Here is a 16,570-nt window from a genome sequence, read left to right as displayed (position 1 = left end):
TGTAGCTGATTTATCGGTGGTCGGCAGGTGCATCTTGTGGGTCGAGTCGATGGACTAATTGTTTTTCTTTCAATAGTTTTCGTGTGATTGAATTGACCTGCTTAACCCACCAGTCATCAAAGCGAGAGAGTGGTACTGCTAGTGCTATTGAAGTGGTGGCGGTGACAATAAATACGATAATTAAGCTTTGTGTGTTGCTGATTCCGTGATTTGCAAGTTTTATATATACGTAGCTTGATAGTGAGCAGATCACAAGGGTATGGACAAGATAGAGTGGAAAACTGATTTTTCCAATACCCCTTAAAAATTTCCCGTTCAGGTTTTTAAAAACCTTTTGATTGCTCATGGTTGCGAATATTATGCAGGCAGAACCAAGTGTGTGGAGCAAGGTTTGGGTGTGAGCTTTCATAATATCTGGGATGACTGAAGCCCAAGCGTATGATTTTTCCGGGATCATGTATCCGAGCAAGTATAGCCCGAAAATAATTAATGCTATGGAAGCGAGGAAGGGGATTTCATTTTTGTTTTTGGTCAGATAAACAGAAAGAAATGTACCGGCAACAAAGGGGAATATGAAGTCGTTATAGAACAGTGCTGATATTGAAATGATTATGAAGGCATAAGTAAGGTAGCGGTATTCGAGTATTACTGAAATAAAGCATGCAAGCATAAAGACAATCATGCTGCCGTAAAATTCGGGTTTCATAGTCCAAAGGTTTGTATTGTAGCTAGCTACTCCTGTGAAAAAAGTTGTCATTCCTTGTGTTAGAGCTCCCCAGAAGCTCGGTTCAAACCCTGGCGTCCATCCGTAAGCAAATGTCGCAAGCCATGGGCTCAAGCTAAGTTGTGAAGCGTCGTGGAAATAGTAAAAACCAAGCTTGAATAAGCAGTAACTTGCGACAGTGGTAATCGTTACTGTGGCGGCTAGTCTCGGAAATCTTTTAAGGAATGCCAGAAGCAGTTTTTGTGGGTTTTCATGATTAAAATAGGACCAGCATAAAACAAACCCGGAAAGGGTGAAGAAAAAGCCGACAGCTGCTGTGCCGTTAAAAAGAGCAAAATATGGCTGCCCTATTAAACTGTCTTTGTTTCGTGCGTCCCCTAATAATCCAGTTGTATATGGGGAAAACCCTAAAAAAAAATGGTGAACAAGCACAATAAATGCAGCTATTCCCCTATAGGCTTCTAGGGGGAATAGTCTATTGCTTCCAGTTTCCAGTTTTGCTGACATGTCAGGCCTTGAACATTTATCGTTTGATCTATGAGTGCGGGATAATAGGCATATTTATTTGTTTTGGCTAGCCTTGGCCAATAGCTTTGGGGGAGTTGCCCAGCGGTGGCGTCGTCTCTCTCCGCGCTGGGGGAGTTTTCACACGGTCGCCGAATTTGTTGACGAGCACGTCAGCGCAGGTAGGTGAATAACGTCACCATAATGACCCGTTCAATCGGAGTTGCGAGGCTATCGATAGTTTTTTTGGGGGGGATTGGATGCAGATAAACATTTTCGGCTGTTGCGTCGGGTTACATCATGAGGTGTAGCTGGCAAGAGGTGTTGTTGCTTTGGCTTCTACGCTGCAATGGCTAAGCGGCTACTTTCATAAAAAACCAATGTTCATCCTAACTTGATAAAGTGGTTTTTTATGAGTTCACCGGTTTATTAGCTTATTGAGGGTTGCAGGCGCGAACGAAAATATTAGTGTCCAAAATAAGCTCGGGTAACTGTTTCGGGATCCGAGTCCATTTTTATTTTGCCGTGCTCCAGCCAAATGACCCGATTGCATGTATGCAGCACCAGGTCACGGGAGTGGCTGGCTATCACCAAAATGCTGGTGGCTTGGACCAGTTCGTTCATCCGGGCTTCTGCTTTGTGCTTGAAGCCTTCGTCCCCTACGGACAGCCATTCGTCCATGATCAATATTTCAGGTCTGATGGTCGTCGATACCGCAAAGGCCAGGCGCAAGTGCATGCCGGAAGAGTACGTGCGTACCGGCAGGTCAATGAAGTCACCCAGTTCTGAAAACTCAATGATTTCGTCGAGTTTTTCTGCAATATCGCTTTTTGTCATCCCAAGCAGGATGCCGCGCATGAAGATGTTTTCCCTGCCGGATGCCTCCGGGTCTATCCCTAATGAAATATCAATGAGGGAAGCGACTTCGCCGCTGATACTGGCGGTGCCAGCGGAGGGGGCGTATACACCGCTCAGCAGTCTGAGTAATGTGCTTTTGCCAGCGCCGTTATGACCGAGCAATCCAACCCGGTCTCCGTCATTGAGGGAGAAAGTAAGGTCCTCCAGTGCTCTGACGATCACTCGACCTTGGTCGTTGGCACTGAGTTTGCCGCCTGTAGCGACTTGAATCAGTTGCTTTTTCAGAGAGCGAGAACTTGCGTTGTAGATAGGGAAATCAACGCATGCGTTATGAAATTCAATACAAGCCATAATAGTTTTCTTCTTAGAGCCAATAAGCAATGCGACGTTTATAGAGGCCATAGATGATGATCGCTATGCACCAGCCAAACAGAGCCATGCCCCCGGCCACGCACCAGCTAACAGTGCTCACATCCTGTCCGAGCAAGGGGGCCCTGACGATTTGTATGAGGTGATAGATGGGGTTCAAATCCAGTAAATAAGTGCCGGCTCGTCCTGGTAGCAGGCTTGGAAGCCACATGATTGGCGTCAAGTAAAAGGCAATTTGCAAGGCGCTCGCAATGATCTGCGGGAGATCGCGATATCGAGCGCATAAAAGGCTCAATATCAAGCAGATCCATGCCAGATTGAGAACAAGCAGTGCAAAGCCCGGGACACTCAACAGCGCTCCAAGACCCAATGGCTTCTGAACAGCCAGCAGTACAAGCGGGAAAATGACGATGTTGTGCGCGAGGATCAAAGTATTGCGCCATATTGTGCGTAGAATATGCACGAATAATGGGATGGGGAGTTGTTTGATAATACTTTCTGCGGCGATGAGGCTGGTGCAGCCCTCTAACACGCAGGTAGAAATAAAACTCCAGAGAATCATGCCTGCTGCAAGAAATGGCAGAAAGTCTTTCATGGGGGAGTTAAATATTTGGCCAAATACGAGGCCAATGGTACCAATCATAACGCCCATGCTGATGGTTAGCCAAAACGGTCCGACAGCAGAGCGCCTATACCGTTGACGTACATCCTGCCATCCGAGCATGCCTACCAGAGAATAGCGCTTTACAGCTGTCGCTATATCTGCCATGGCGGCGGTAATTGAGTTGTTTAGCATTCGAAACACCGGGTTGTCAAAACAGTCAATGATTGTAATCTTGTAGGAGGGGGGAGTGTCACTTTTTCCATCCCGTCTGGTTTCCAGTTTTTTGCGATCGCGGGATGTGCTCCACGTAGAGTGCCTCCCTCTGTTGCAAGGAGGGAGCATAAAGTCTGCAGCTATTTCGTATGGCGCGCGCTCGCTATCATGCCAAGCTTGGGCTATTCGTTAAAAAATAAGCGCTTGTGTCGAGCGGGCTAGGTGTGCTAGCGATCATAAATAAAGTCTCTGTCAGATGATTCGCACTTTTTCTATCATCCCACGGTCAGAGGTGAACTCCCAAGAAATTTCCCTCACCCCAGAAACGCATTTTGGGTTTAAGTCACGGCGTCTGATCGTCAGGCTCCAATAAATCGCCTGCTCGGAAGCGGGCGGAGCGATTAGCCAATGGTTGCCGACGAGCAGTTTCGCGGCAGCAACGTTTCGTGGTTTTCAAGCGAGTTTCGCCTCCGTGCGCTGTCTGTCGGGCAGGCCGGTCAGAGGGGTGAATTATAGCGGCGCTTTCAGTTAAATGCTCCTTCCTGGACCCTGCCATGTGCAAGTATTGGGCGATCTCGTCCTCATTGAGGTTACAATGCTGACCAACGACCGCGTAAAAAGGAGGGGGGCTGCGTGCTCGAAAGTTTGAATGGATAAAGTACGGAGAGTTTTGCTGGGTTTGCCTCGTAGGCAAAAAAGACTGATACAGGTCGCCACCGATGTGGTTTTGGTGTGGGTCGCTTTGTGGCTGGCCTTTATCGTCCGCCTCGGCATCGACGACATGTACAATCCGCTAAAGTCGCATTTCTGGCTGTTCGTCAGTGCCTCGATTATTGCCATTCCCCTTTTCGTACGCTTTGGCATGTACCGCGCCGTCATGCGCTACTTCGGCAATGACGCGCTGATTGCCATTGTCAAGGCAGTCAGTCTGTCCTCGCTGATCCTCGCCGTGGTCGTCTACTGGTACAGCAATCACGAAGTCGTGGTGCCGCGCTCCATCATCTTCAATTATTGGTGGCTAAGCCTGGTAATCATTGGCGGCCTGCGTCTGTGCATGCGTCAGTATTTCATGGGCGATTGGTTCACCGCTGCGCAGCATGTACCGTTTGTCAATCGAGACGATGGTTTGACCAAGGTCGCCATTTACGGTGCTGGCGTCGCGGGCAACCAGTTGGTTGCAGCGTTGCGCATGGGGCGCGTGATGCGTCCTGTGGCGTTTATCGATGACGACTCCTCTATCGCGGATCGTTCGATTGCTGGGTTGCAGGTCTTTAAGCCCAAGCATATTCAGCAGATGATCGACGTGACTGGTGCTCAGGAAATCCTTCTGGCGTTGCCGTCTTCGACTCGTGCGCGGCGTAGGGAGATTCTCAATTTTCTGGAGGACTTCCCGCTTCATGTGCGCAGTGTTCCGAATTTCACTGATCTGGCCAGTGGTCGGGTCAAGGTGGATGACATTCAGGAAGTCGACATTGCTGACCTGTTGGGGCGGGATTCGGTGCCGGCGCAGCCTGATTTGTTGGCTCGATGCGTCAAGGGCAAGACGGTTTTGGTGACGGGGGCGGGCGGTTCGATCGGTTCCGAACTCTGCCGTCAGATTTTCTCCCTGGGGCCAACCACGCTGCTGTTGTTCGATCATAGCGAATTCAATCTCTACAGTATTTTGTCTGAGCTCGAGCATCGCATTGCTCGTGAGTCGTTGTCTGTCCGATTGTTGCCGATACTGGGGTCGATTCGTCATCCACATAAACTTTTGGATGTAATGAAGACCTGGAGCGTGGACACGGTTTATCACGCGGCGGCCTATAAGCACGTGCCGATGGTTGAGCACAATATTGCCGAAGGCGTGCTCAACAATGTGATCGGGACGCTCAATACCGCTCAGGCTGCATTGGAGGCTGGTGTTGCAAACTTTGTGCTGATCTCGACCGATAAGGCTGTACGCCCGACCAATGTCATGGGTAGCACCAAACGGCTGGCCGAGTTGACCTTGCAGGCCCTCAGTCGTGAGTTGGCACCGGTGTTGTTCGGGGACAAGTCCAATGTGTCCCGGGTCAACAAGACCCGTTTCACCATGGTGCGGTTCGGTAATGTGCTGGGCTCATCGGGATCGGTTATTCCGCTTTTTCACAGCCAGATCAAGTCGGGTGGGCCTTTGACGGTTACCCATCCGAAGATTACCCGTTACTTCATGACCATTCCCGAGGCGGCACAGCTGGTAATTCAGGCCGGCTCAATGGGGCAGGGGGGTGATGTGTTTGTGCTGGACATGGGCGAGCCGGTCAAGATCATTGAGTTGGCGGAGAAGATGATTCACCTGTCTGGCTTGAGCATTCGCTCGGAGAAAAATCCGCAAGGCGATATTGCCATCGAGTTCACTGGACTGCGTCCCGGGGAAAAGCTTTACGAAGAGTTGCTGATCGGCGACAACGTGTCTGCTACCCGGCATCCGATGATCATGAGCGCCAAAGAGGATCATTTGCCTTGGGAAGTGCTCAAGCGCAACTTGATGGAGTTGCTGTCTGCCGTTGAGCGGGATGATTATTCGCGGGTTCGCGAACTTCTGCGTGACACTGTCAGTGGTTACGCGCCGGACGGTGAAATCGTGGACTTGATTTACCAGCAGCGTCGCCTCGAACCTTGATTGTTACAACTCTGTAACGGACACATTTTTGACAGAATTGTCCCATGACCAGTGCTTCTATTGCAGCCATTGCTGCACCTGTGGTCAACCCTGATAACGTTACCGCGCCGATGGTGCAAACTACACCCTCGGTGGAGTCTGTAAAAGTTGATCTGAGCGGGGCGGGCGCGACTACCTTGCAGCGTGAACTCTCAGGAGTCGGCGAGGCCAAGGCCAGGGCAATTGTTGCGTATCGCGAGAGTAATGGGCCATTTGCGTCGGTAGATGAGTTGTTGGAGGTCAAGGCCATTGGCAAGGTGATTCTGGGCAAGAATCGCGACAAGCTTGAGGTGAACTGATTCGTGGGCGCGAGTGCCAGAGGCCGGTCATTGACCGGCTTTTTTATTTGTGCGCCAAGCATAGCGTGTTGCGCGTTAGCGCAACCAGCCTGGCTGTGGTGGCCTCATTGGTGACTTGGAGGTGAAAGACCTCTTCAGGCCGGGCAGGGGGCGTGTTAGCCAGGGGCAAGGGTGTCTCGGCTGGCTGCGAACCTCGCTGCAGGGTAAGAAGTCTTTCATGAGCGAACTCAGCCCGGTTGCCCCACACCGGCCGACGCTTGGCGACTTTTGTCGTCCGCAACTCCACCGCCTCTGATATCGCGACGTTGCCACTGCGCACGTCGGTGTGCCCAAGCTTTACGTCGCGCAACCGCATGTAAGGCCGCTTGACAAATACGTAGGTCAGGTTCGCGAACGCGTAGTAGAGAATGGCGCGGGCACGCAATACTGAGCGACAGCTGAGGGAAATAGACAGCACGCGCGACTGAATATCCGGAGATAACTGCAGAATTGACCGACAGCAAGCCGCTCAGGATGAGGAAGGTCACAAATGCGACAGGCTAATATCGAGCCGTTCGCGTGAATGCCGACGGATGATTCAGCCGGACATAAGCACACAGCACGCCAATGAACAGCGAATGGAGGCGGCGCACGACGAAGGGCCGCGCTATATATCGAACCCTGCCCAGTCGGACAAGTGGAGTCCGAACGCGTTCCGGCAGGCAAGCGGCACACAGACGAACTATCGCGCGACAGTCGGTCTTCAGCAGCGTGCGCAGCACCACGAATGTGACTGGCAGCAGGAGATAAAACCATTCCTCGACCGCGAGGCTCCACGAGAAAAAAAGGGAGCGTCGGCCATGCAAAATTCAGCATGAACAGGAAGGACGACCAGATTTGCTTGAGATCGGCGACCCCGAACGTAACAAGATATGGCCAATCAGGAAACCGCTCAATACATAGAAAATCTCGACGCCGGTGACTGCTTGGGGGCAATGTAGGCGAGCAGCCTGTCCGGCGACGTGCCATGGGTGAGCGAGTGTCCGACAAGCACGGACAGTACAGCGATCGCGCACAAGACATCCAGCCCGAACACCCGTTCAGTCCGGGTGTCAGGCATATGAACATTCTTCGACATGGATCTGTCTTTTCCTTTTATTCTCGAGATCGACCAGCACTCTATTATTGCACTGCGCCCATCTCACTCCTTGTCCACACCACGGAGTTGCGCTTTCAGTGCTTGGACCCGCTACTCGCAGTGGTTCTGCGGGCTCACGTTCTAACCGATGGAGCATCGCTAAGGGGTATGACAATCAGGGGGGGGGTAGTGATGGCAGGTGGGGGCCTTGGATCGCTCCCGCGCAGCAGATCTGTTCGATCGCATCGAGATGATCTGTAACCCGCAACGCCTTCATGATTTCAATAATCTGTTGGTATCGGTAGAGTTCGAAAAGCATTACGTGATGAGCCTGGGAGCGTCTGGAAAATCCGGGGGGATTCAGTGTATAGTTTTTTGAAAGCGGAATTAGTACTTGCGCAGAATTGTGCGGTTCATGAAGTAGCGCAAAGGAGAGTAAAGTGGCAAAAGTGTCGATTGTGCTTACATCTTTCAATCATGATAAATACATCAGGCAGGCGATCGATACTGTTGTCAATCAGTCCTTCAGTGATTGGGAGCTGATCATCGTTGATGATGTATCGACAGATGCTTCTTGGGAGCTGATCCAGACCTACAATGACCCAAGAATCATCAAGATTCGGAATGATCGGACGCGTCGTTATATTTACAACATCAACCGTGCTATCGAAACCCAGTCAACTGGCGAGTACATTGCCATCCATCACTCGGACGATGCCTGGGCGCTGGATAAACTGGAGAAGCAGGTCGCTATACTTGAGGCGAGTCCGCAAATAGGCGCAGTGTTTTCCCATGTGCAATGTATTGATGAAAACAACCGCCCGTTAACGATCGATTGGTTCAATCAGCCAAATAAATCCCGAGCAGCCTGGCTGCGGGGTCTCTTCTTCAATGAAAATCGTCTGTGCCATCCTAGTGCATTGGTCAGACGAAACGCTTACGAGCAGAGCGGTTTGTATAAGTGTGCACATGCCCAGATCGATGATGCGGAACTGTGGACGCGCCTATTGAAGGTAAGCGACATCCATGTGGTTCAGGAAAAATTGACCTTGCATCGGATTTTCTCCGATCAGTCCAATGCCAGTGGTGATCGGCCGGACAGACGAACCCGGTTGAAGCTGGAGTGGCACCTGCAGAAGCAGCATTATGTCGACTTGCCACTCGCCGATATTCTTGAGGCCTTTCCGGAGTCTGAGCAATGGGTGACGGCTCAAGGGGCTAACAGTAAGTACCTGCTTGCAATGGTTGCCATCAACACAGGTAATTGCCCTGGTACTCGACTGTTTGGTATCGAGTTGCTGTACCAGTTAATGACCTGCCCCAAAGAGCAGGAGCATATCGAATCGATTCACGGCTTCAATTATCTTGATTTCATCTCGCTCACCGGTAAGGAGGATTTTTTCAGCCCTACCGCAGTCGCACCTGCACCTGCACCTGCACCTGCACCTGCACCTGCACCTGCACCTGCATCTGCATCTGAATCTGAACCTTTTACCGTCCAACCTGTAGCATCAGGCGGGTTGCGTGGTTTTGCAGGCAAGGTAATTCGCAAGCTGAGATCTGTGTAATATCTACGTGCTTCTCCGCAGTTGCGTCAGCGGCTGCGGATGGATGGTTTGCTCGACCCGCGCCAAACAAGGCGCCGGAGCGAGCCGGCGTTTGTGTGCGCTCCCTGAATACCTTTAAACCCTTACGGAGCAAGTGAAGCTAAGGTATCATTCCGGCCCCCATAAGCTATCGCCAGGATATTAGCCTTCATGGACAATAAGGGCATGATTGACAGTCTGACTTCGCTCCGTTTTTTTGCAGCCTTCGCAATCTTATTGCATCACGCAAGGGGCTCAGTTTTTTCTAGCGAATTCATGAGTGGGGTGCCGCTTGTTTTTGGTGTCAGTTTTTTCTTCGTGTTATCAGGGTTTATACTTAGTTATGTATATTCTGGGAGAATGGAGTCTGTTGGTCTTTATAGGTTTTATACTTCTAGGTTTTCAAAAGTATGGCCTTCGCATATTTTTACATTGCTCTTGGTTGTAGCCTTTCTTCCTTCATATGTGTGGGTGTTTGGTGCCAAGGATGGCTGGCTTGTTGCATTGCTTAATGTGTTTCTTCTTCAATCTACTGTTCCTGTTCCTGCGTACTATTTTTCATTCAATATGGTCTCTTGGAGTATCTCTGCGGAGCTATTTTTCTATGCGGTATTTCCGTTCCTGTTGTCAGGTCTGAATAAAAATTGGTACTTCAAACTAGCGGTTTTGCTTTTGCTGGGTGGGGTGTCTGCTTTTATTTTTGATTTGAGCGGTCGTGACTATTATTCTCCGGATAAATGGACAGAATTTTCAGGGTACGGTCTGGCATATATTAGTCCGCTATTCAGGGTTCAAGAGTTTTTCATGGGGATGCTGCTATTTAAGGTGTTTGACTACATTAAAGGGTGGAGGGGGTTCGGATTTGCTCTGTGCACCGCCCTTGAGGTTTTGTGCGTAGCTAGTGTTGTGTTTTTGACGCAGGGCATTGTAGCGGCTTCATATTCGCTCGTTGGACCTGGGAATAATGCGTCAGGTGAGTTCTGGACGCACTTTGCTATAAGCCTGTTTTTTGGTTTGGTGGTGGTGTGTTTTGCCATAAACAGAGGCTTGATATCAAAAATTCTAAAGCAACGATTGTTTGTGGTTCTTGGTGAAATAAGCTTTGCTATGTATCTGATTCACCAGATTGTTTTCAGGTTCTACATGTCGCACAAAAATATGTTTGAGTCTCTGCCAAAGGATGCGATATTTCCTTTGCTTGTGGTTGCTACCTTTGTATTTGCATATGGCATCTGGCGATTTGTTGAGTTGCCAGCTCAAGCCCAACTAAAGAATATGTTTTCTAAGCTGGGCCGCAAGCAAGAAAGTCGAAGTTCAACCGCGTTAACCTGATCAAATAATTCCCCAAAGCCCGCTCCGGCGGGTTTTTTTTGCCTGGAGAAAAGTGCGCCCGTCACTCAGCGGCAGTTGCTGCAGATTCTCCTGAGTGGTGGGTAGTTTTCTGCGCTTTTGTTCCTGCCCTAAACACCGCCATAAGCAAGTTAAACATTGCCAGTAAGTGCACAACAATCAGATGTCATCGGTAGAACTTGAAAAGTATTACGCAACGAGCTTGGGGGGATCAAGGAAGTCCGGGGCGGTTCAGCCTTCCCAGTGCCCGCTCCTCGGAGAGCAGCCGCTCCATAAACCCTGCTTCTTGGAAGGTGGGATTTATGGAGCGTTTACTTTGTTTTTAGCGGTTCCCTGCACGTGTGTTAATAGGTAATGCCCGGAACTACGGTGGTGACGATGTGTTTGCCATGGTTGCGGCAGGCTTCAGCCAACAGACGGGCAAGGATCCGTTCCTGCTCCGCGGCAGTAAGCTTTAGGCTCTTTAACGTCGACTTCCAACAGTCAGCATCGGCGAGCAACCTGCTCAAAATTGTTGGTGCTCCCCAGAATGATCCATTCACTGGGTACGGAAGGTGGTGTGAGGCGGGCGCGTCGAATCCAAGAGACTGACAAAGGCTTGAGATGATGACCGAGTCTGCGGTAGCGTCATGAATGTTAGGGTCTTCCGGGAAAACCAGCCCCAAAGCGGTATCGGATGAATCGCTGCTCAGGTGACTCGCGATGACTCCCAATGCATCGTACTTGCCGCCTATCATGTTTTCGATCAGGTACTGCTGATAGGTTTCCCAGTCGCTGAAATCGATGTCGATCGGGTCGGTGCTCAGGTTGATATGCGCGATCGCTGGGTAATCCAGGTAAGGAACGCTCGCCAGGTGTTTGAGGATCGCAAGTAATGGCTGATCTTCACTCACCAGTATGCTCAGTACTGAATATCGCTCTTTCTGAAGACATTGCTTGATGGTAAGAGCGGCCAGTTCGTCCGGAACAAGAATGACAACATCAATCTGGGCTGACTTTTTCACGAGAAGCTTGACGATTTGCTCGATAGAGTCGGCAGAGCGCAGGCTGATAAATATCAGCGATTTTCTATCGGTGGATGTGGAAGAGTGATCTTTCCAGGAAAGGTTCTGCGAGTTCCATGGCCCCTCGGGGCGGCCGGCACTTAGAAAGTGCGCCAATGGATCCTGAGCTCCGACCGCCGAGGCATTCATATCCTGGTAAACGAGGGGATCAAAGCCCGGGAATAACTTGCGTCGCAACACGCCGCGCGTCCACGAGCGTACGTATCGGCGAATAGCTTCAGTAGCCCCTGATAGCTGGACACCTGCCGGTGGGTAGTAGTCTAAATCAACAACCTCGGCCTGTTGTATCGTGGCTGCGTCAACCTGCTCCTGACGGGACAGGGCTGCATTACCCTCTGTAAGGGCGAGTAATTGTTCGACATAACGAGACATATTGAATTCGCGTGCAGCCAGAGATCGGACCTGCTCTCCGACCTTGTCCCGAGCTTCTTGCGACGAGGCCAGTCGAACGAGTTTGTTGGCCATGCTGTGGGGGTCTAGATAAGGCGCGACGCACTCTTCCTGGAGGCCGTTGCGCTTAAGAATTTCTGCAATACCCGTTGTCTTGTCGAAACATAGAACCGGCAGGCCCAGGACCATTGCGTCAATGGCAACGTTGGGCAATGGGTCCAAACGGGAGGTCAACAGCATCATGTCGCTCAGGGCGTAGACATACTCAATGGCGGCTGTTTCGGAAATAATCTTGAATTGCTCCGAGATTCCGGCGCGCTGGATCTGATCTTGAAGGTAAACAGAGTAATGATTATCTTTCTCTGGATTGTAATTATTACCGATCCAGACAAAACGGCACTTATGACCTATAGGTGAATTGATTACGCGGGTCGCGCACTCAATAAACAAGTCTACACCTTTGCGGATTTGTACCCAGCCGGCACCTAATATAACGATCGTGTCATCTTCAGGTCCGCCAGGGCGCATAATTTTTTGCAGCATCGCCTTCTCTGCTTCGATATGAGCTGGACCATGTACCTCACCAGGGATAATGCTTTTGCCTTGCGCCAACACAGGAAGTTGACACGAAGTCAGTTCTGGCAGTATCTGTGTTGCACTGTCGAGTGTAATGTCGGCAGAGAAAACGGTTTGACTTGCCCATAGCAATGCATTTTGGATTCGCGTGCGGGGGCGAATATATACAGCGAACTCGTGGATCAAGCTGATTGTCGGAATATAGCGATCAGCCAAGGGTTTGAGTACTATATGGGATTCCATACTGTTCACAATCGCAAATTGAAATGAGTAGGTATCAAGGAACTTGCCTAATACCCAATTGGCGAAAGTCTCTTTGTGGTAAAAATCCACAGGGCCGGCAACTATCGCTCCAGCCTCGATAAAAGACTCTTCCAACGGGCCGCCACGAAGCAGCAGTGTCACTACATTGAATTGCGAGGTAAGTTGCTGGACGATATTCAGGCTAAGAATTGGGGCGCCGGTTCTCGAAGCTTCATGACTGACCAGCAGAATGGTGGGCTTATCTATAGGCAGCGACTCGATGGGTCGACTCAAAGCGATAAGCGGAATACGGCCAAGCAGGCCTTCGGCCCGCCCGTGATCCAGGAAGTGCCGTTCCGGATCATCGAGCGAGGCGAGAACTGGATACATGGCTCGATAGAAGTCGGCGTTGAATGGCTCTGTCGGTTCATGGAGCAGTCCGCCAGCGAGAACCTGCTTTTCGCCTGCATAGTCGCGAGAAGCCGGCGATATCGGCTTTGGAACACCTAGGCGGCCTTCCTGGATGCCGTGGCACAGATAGTGTACGACTGCGGGAATGCCGGTCGCTTTAACATCGGGATAAGTTTCGAGGTAGTAGTTTTCGTCAAAAGCTTCTCCATTGGGAAGAATTATCGACGGAAGCCTTTTTTTTATGTCCGTTAAACTGATCAGGCGCCAGAGTCGTGAGTTAAATAAGCGCTCCCACGAGTTGGACAGTGTTTGAATATACTCTTGCTTCAGCCCCGCTTCAGAGGCTTTCCATTTTTCCAGATTTATTTCCAGTTTTTTGTGCTGGGCGCTTAGATCCGCCAGTTCAGATTTGAGACGGGCGTTTTCATCGGAAAGTTTAATGATGGTGGATTGTTCTTGATCTACTTGTTCGTTATTTATCATGGTCGTCTTCGACGGTAAGTTGCTGTGGATGTTGTGGCGCCGTGTGCCACTACATTCTCGGTATTTAGCGCTTTGATCTGCGTTTTTAAAGAAATGCTTTCCAGGTTGGCATTGGCGAGTATTTTTGGTTCAGTCTGGCTGTTGAGCCGTACGCTTTCGAGGTGCTGAGCGTGACGGGAGCCAGGGTCTGGATACTCATTGATGTATTTCGATATCTCATCTTCGGTCGGCGCTGGCAGGTCAAGCGCCGAGGCAGAATCTAGCCGGCTTAACAGCTTGTTATTGACAGCAGTGACGTCTCTGTCTTTCCAAAAACTGGCCGTATGGTCCATATCCATCGGATGGAGGGGGGCACCAAGCTCAACGCCCATGGTATTGAGTGCACGCGCAAGTGCGATGTTTCCGCTGCGATGCATGCTCAGAACCATGGTTGTTTTCTTGGCAGTCAAATGGCTATCGTCCTTGGAAAAATTCAGCGCTGGTAAACAGGGTGAATGCAGGAACTGAGTGCAACACGGTCATTGAATGGATGTAGGCGGCATTATGCTGCATGGCATGACGCCTTGCATCACCTCACCCATGACCTGAGTGGGCATTTGAAGTCGAAGCTTTTTAGTGGCCCCCTCGTTCATTGCTAGGCAATGTCGTTCGTGTCTCCCGGTTGCGAACCGACAAGTGCGTGCCTTTGGGTCGGTACTGGAGGATTAGAGCGTTGATACCACCATCGACTTTTGCGATACATGGAAAGCCTAAGGCCTATCTTCTTCTCGTCCTAACTAATTGAATTATAAATGTAAAATTGCATTGTAATAGCTCTCGGACAGTGCGAGCTTGCAATGCCCCGATTGATGCTCAGCGATGAGCACCGGTCGAAGTGGCGGGAAATTCTGCTGCACAAGACCATCAACAACAAGCGTGATCTACGGATAACGGTCGAAAGCATGTTGTATTGCATGCGCACAGGCTGTCCCTGGAGTGACTTGCCCGAAGCATTCGGTGGCTGGAGCAAGGTCTACAAACAAGCGGCTCAATGTGGTTCAAGCGCTTGTGACTGATCCTGATATGGAGTGGGTTTAAATCGATGGCAGCTATTTCAAAGCCCACCAGCACAGTGCAGGGGTTGCAAGCGGTCTGAAGAGGTTGATACGAACCGTATTACCCGAAGGCAGGCGGTAGTCGCAAACCCTATCCGTTGGAGACCATGCTGCCCATTCATCTGTTGCAGAACAGGTGCTCGATCAGCGAGCTGCGCGATATCGTGGGGCGTCAAGCGGTACCTCTAACGCCCCATAGACCAATTCACGTTGAAATTGCCCGCTTATGCGCATGCTTTGTTGAAGGTGCTGTGGGCGGCGACCAAGGCGGCCAATCCCGGAGCCCGGGCCGTGTGGTCCGGGCTCCTCTACGTGCGATTTCAGCGAAATGACCAGCGCTTGTGGCCGAAGTAGCTGGTAAACACCGGCACAGCCACGCCGACTGCGTGCGCTATTTCATGCTTGAAGGACTCCATGCCCATTGCAGGCAGGATGTACGATGCCAGGCCAATACTGATGATCCATGTCTGTACGACCGCAACCAGGTTGACCAGTACAAAGAACATTGCCGAGTGATGGATGGGCTGTTGGCTTTCGGTAAAGACAAACATTCGTGCCAGTACAAAGGCGGTGATCATGCCGGTCAGGTAGGCGAGCCCGATCGAGACTGAAAAGCTCAGCCATTGGTTATAAAGAATCCTCGAGAAGAAGTTGACAGCAGCTGCACTACCCCCCGTCACCAGAAAGGCAAGGAACTGTCGATTAAGCAGCTGTTTCACTTAACTGCATCCCTTGCCATGTTTCTACCGAAATCGATGCTCTCGGAAATACCGCGATCCTCGGGATAGTAGTAGGAGGTATCGGCTACCCACAAGCCTAGCACTGGCAGCGAAACCGGCGGCAGCCGGTCCAGATAGCCCGGGTCGCAAATGGGCTGCGCATGCCGATAGCGGCTGGCGCGGATATCGATGAAGTCCTCATCGTTCAGCGTCGGGTTGATCTTCTTTAAGTAGCGACGCACCTTGTCGAGGAAAGCCTGGTCCGGTTCGGCGAACTTAGGATGTTCACCAGGCATGTAGAACGGCACATAGACAATGTGTTCGTTCATTGGGCGCAGGTTGGTGTATTCGACAAGTCCGGGGATATCCATCTCGGGGTCGTTGGTATTGAGCCAGAAGTTCTCGGTCAGAGGCTTGCGCAGCTTGGCGATCACGCAGACCACCGCAACGTTCTTGAGGGCTGCGAAGCGCGCGAGAATATCCTGTGGCAGGTCCGGCATCAGGGAGGGCACATAGGGCAGGGGCACGGTGCTGATGACCTTGTCGAAGCGCTGGATTTCTTCCCCGCAGACCACACCCTGAACCTTGCCGTGTTCGATGATCACGCGGTTGACCGGCGACTTCAGGCAAATGATCCCGCCGTGTTTTTCGATGTCGACCTTCAGCGCTTGCAGCAGGGTGTCAGAACCGCCATCCAGGTAGCCGAGTTTTTCGCGGAACAGGCTATAGCGCGAGCGGCCGATGCGGCGGATGCGGCTCCAGATCCAGGCAGCAGACAGGTTATCGGTGTAATGGTAAAACTTGTAGTCGAACAGGCGCTTCCATAGCACTTCCCAGGCCTCGGCCCCGACCCAGCGCTTGATCCAGCCCGTGGCTTCGACGTTGTCCAGAGGCTTCCAGTCATTTCTCTTGGTGGACAGGAATGCGTGTAGGCCATAACGGACTTTGGCTGTCAGACTTAGGCCCTTGAACTTGAGCAGAGCAATGGGGTTACCCCAAGGTTGCAAGCGGTTTTGATACCAATAGCCCATTTTGGTTTCGACCCAGCGCATTTTCGAGGCCAAGCCCAACTCGTCCAGTACCTTCAGGAAGGCGTGGTCAGAAATGCAATGGAAGTGGTAGTAGCGCTCGATGGTGGTGCCCGAGAAATCGAACGCCGCGGTCATTCCGCCCACACGGTCATCCGCCTCGAATACCACCGGTTTATGCCCGTCCCTGGCCAACTGGTAGGCCACTGCCAGGCCCATGGGGCCAGCGCCCAGCACGGCAACTCTTTGTCCCAT

General features: G+C 51.2%; 11 protein-coding genes and 2 pseudogenes. 6 read left to right on the top strand and 7 right to left on the bottom strand.

Features of this window, described 5'->3' with window-relative positions:
• Positions 1–10 precede the first annotated feature (10 nt).
• The 3 genes from AC1DQM_RS27130 to AC1DQM_RS27120 all read right to left on the bottom strand — a co-directional run bounded on the left by AC1DQM_RS27130 (position 11) and on the right by AC1DQM_RS27120 (position 3,251).
• Positions 11–1,231 carry an acyltransferase family protein gene (locus AC1DQM_RS27130; protein WP_477747112.1) on the bottom strand — a complete coding sequence of 407 codons (1,221 nt, stop codon included), beginning with the start codon at positions 1,229–1,231 and terminating at the stop codon, positions 11–13.
• A gap of 462 nt (positions 1,232–1,693) precedes the next feature.
• Complete coding sequence (locus AC1DQM_RS27125; RefSeq protein ID WP_064616677.1) at positions 1,694–2,437, bottom strand: ABC transporter ATP-binding protein; 744 nt, start codon at positions 2,435–2,437, stop codon at positions 1,694–1,696.
• A 13-nt stretch (positions 2,438–2,450) separates the two neighbouring features.
• On the bottom strand, positions 2,451–3,251 hold the full coding sequence (locus AC1DQM_RS27120) for an ABC transporter permease (protein ID WP_064616679.1): 801 nt from the start codon (positions 3,249–3,251) through the stop codon (positions 2,451–2,453).
• Between the two features lie 670 nt (positions 3,252–3,921).
• Between AC1DQM_RS27120 and AC1DQM_RS27115 the strand changes: the two genes are divergently transcribed.
• The 4 genes from AC1DQM_RS27115 to AC1DQM_RS27100 all read left to right on the top strand — a co-directional run bounded on the left by AC1DQM_RS27115 (position 3,922) and on the right by AC1DQM_RS27100 (position 10,289).
• Complete coding sequence (locus AC1DQM_RS27115) at positions 3,922–5,916, top strand: polysaccharide biosynthesis protein (protein WP_477747111.1); 1,995 nt, start codon at positions 3,922–3,924, stop codon at positions 5,914–5,916.
• 44 nt (positions 5,917–5,960) lie between these two features.
• Complete coding sequence (locus AC1DQM_RS27110) at positions 5,961–6,254, top strand: ComEA family DNA-binding protein (protein ID WP_477743461.1); 294 nt, start codon at positions 5,961–5,963, stop codon at positions 6,252–6,254.
• A 1,557-nt stretch (positions 6,255–7,811) separates the two neighbouring features.
• Positions 7,812–8,939, top strand: coding sequence for a glycosyltransferase (locus tag AC1DQM_RS27105; protein ID WP_477747110.1), 1,128 nt, complete (start codon positions 7,812–7,814; stop codon positions 8,937–8,939).
• A 204-nt stretch (positions 8,940–9,143) separates the two neighbouring features.
• A complete protein-coding gene (locus tag AC1DQM_RS27100) occupies positions 9,144–10,289 on the top strand; it encodes an acyltransferase family protein (RefSeq protein ID WP_477745512.1) in 1,146 nt (381 codons plus the stop codon).
• A 362-nt stretch (positions 10,290–10,651) separates the two neighbouring features.
• Here AC1DQM_RS27100 and AC1DQM_RS27095 read toward each other — a convergent pair whose 3' ends face one another.
• Both AC1DQM_RS27095 and AC1DQM_RS27090 read right to left on the bottom strand, forming a co-directional pair.
• Positions 10,652–13,474, bottom strand: a complete 2,823-nt coding sequence (locus AC1DQM_RS27095; protein WP_477747109.1) for a glycosyltransferase — start codon at positions 13,472–13,474, stop codon at positions 10,652–10,654.
• Positions 13,471–13,923 carry a hypothetical protein gene (locus AC1DQM_RS27090; protein WP_477743456.1) on the bottom strand — a complete coding sequence of 151 codons (453 nt, stop codon included), beginning with the start codon at positions 13,921–13,923 and terminating at the stop codon, positions 13,471–13,473. Before AC1DQM_RS27090 ends, AC1DQM_RS27095 begins: the two co-directional genes overlap by 4 nt.
• Positions 13,924–14,310: 387 nt before the next feature.
• Between AC1DQM_RS27090 and AC1DQM_RS27085 the strand changes: the two are divergent.
• Both AC1DQM_RS27085 and AC1DQM_RS27080 read left to right on the top strand, forming a co-directional pair.
• Positions 14,311–14,548: pseudogene (locus AC1DQM_RS27085) on the top strand (transposase); the annotation flags it as partial.
• Positions 14,549–14,621: 73 nt separating this feature from the next.
• Positions 14,622–14,720, top strand: a pseudogene (locus AC1DQM_RS27080) (IS5/IS1182 family transposase); the annotation flags it as partial.
• Between the two features lie 168 nt (positions 14,721–14,888).
• On the opposite strand, the gene AC1DQM_RS27075 reads toward AC1DQM_RS27080, so the two are convergent.
• On the bottom strand, positions 14,889–15,287 hold the full coding sequence (locus AC1DQM_RS27075; RefSeq protein ID WP_111454885.1) for a GtrA family protein: 399 nt from the start codon (positions 15,285–15,287) through the stop codon (positions 14,889–14,891).
• Positions 15,284–16,570 (bottom strand): NAD(P)/FAD-dependent oxidoreductase, encoded by a 1,287-nt coding sequence (locus AC1DQM_RS27070; RefSeq protein WP_477747108.1) that lies wholly within the window; start codon positions 16,568–16,570, stop codon positions 15,284–15,286. Before AC1DQM_RS27070 ends, AC1DQM_RS27075 begins: the two co-directional genes overlap by 4 nt.

The sequence above is a fragment of the Pseudomonas sp. 01L34 genome (genome assembly GCF_056400265.1).
Note: the sequence above shows the minus strand (reverse complement) of the source record. Positions and strands in the feature narration are given on the sequence as shown.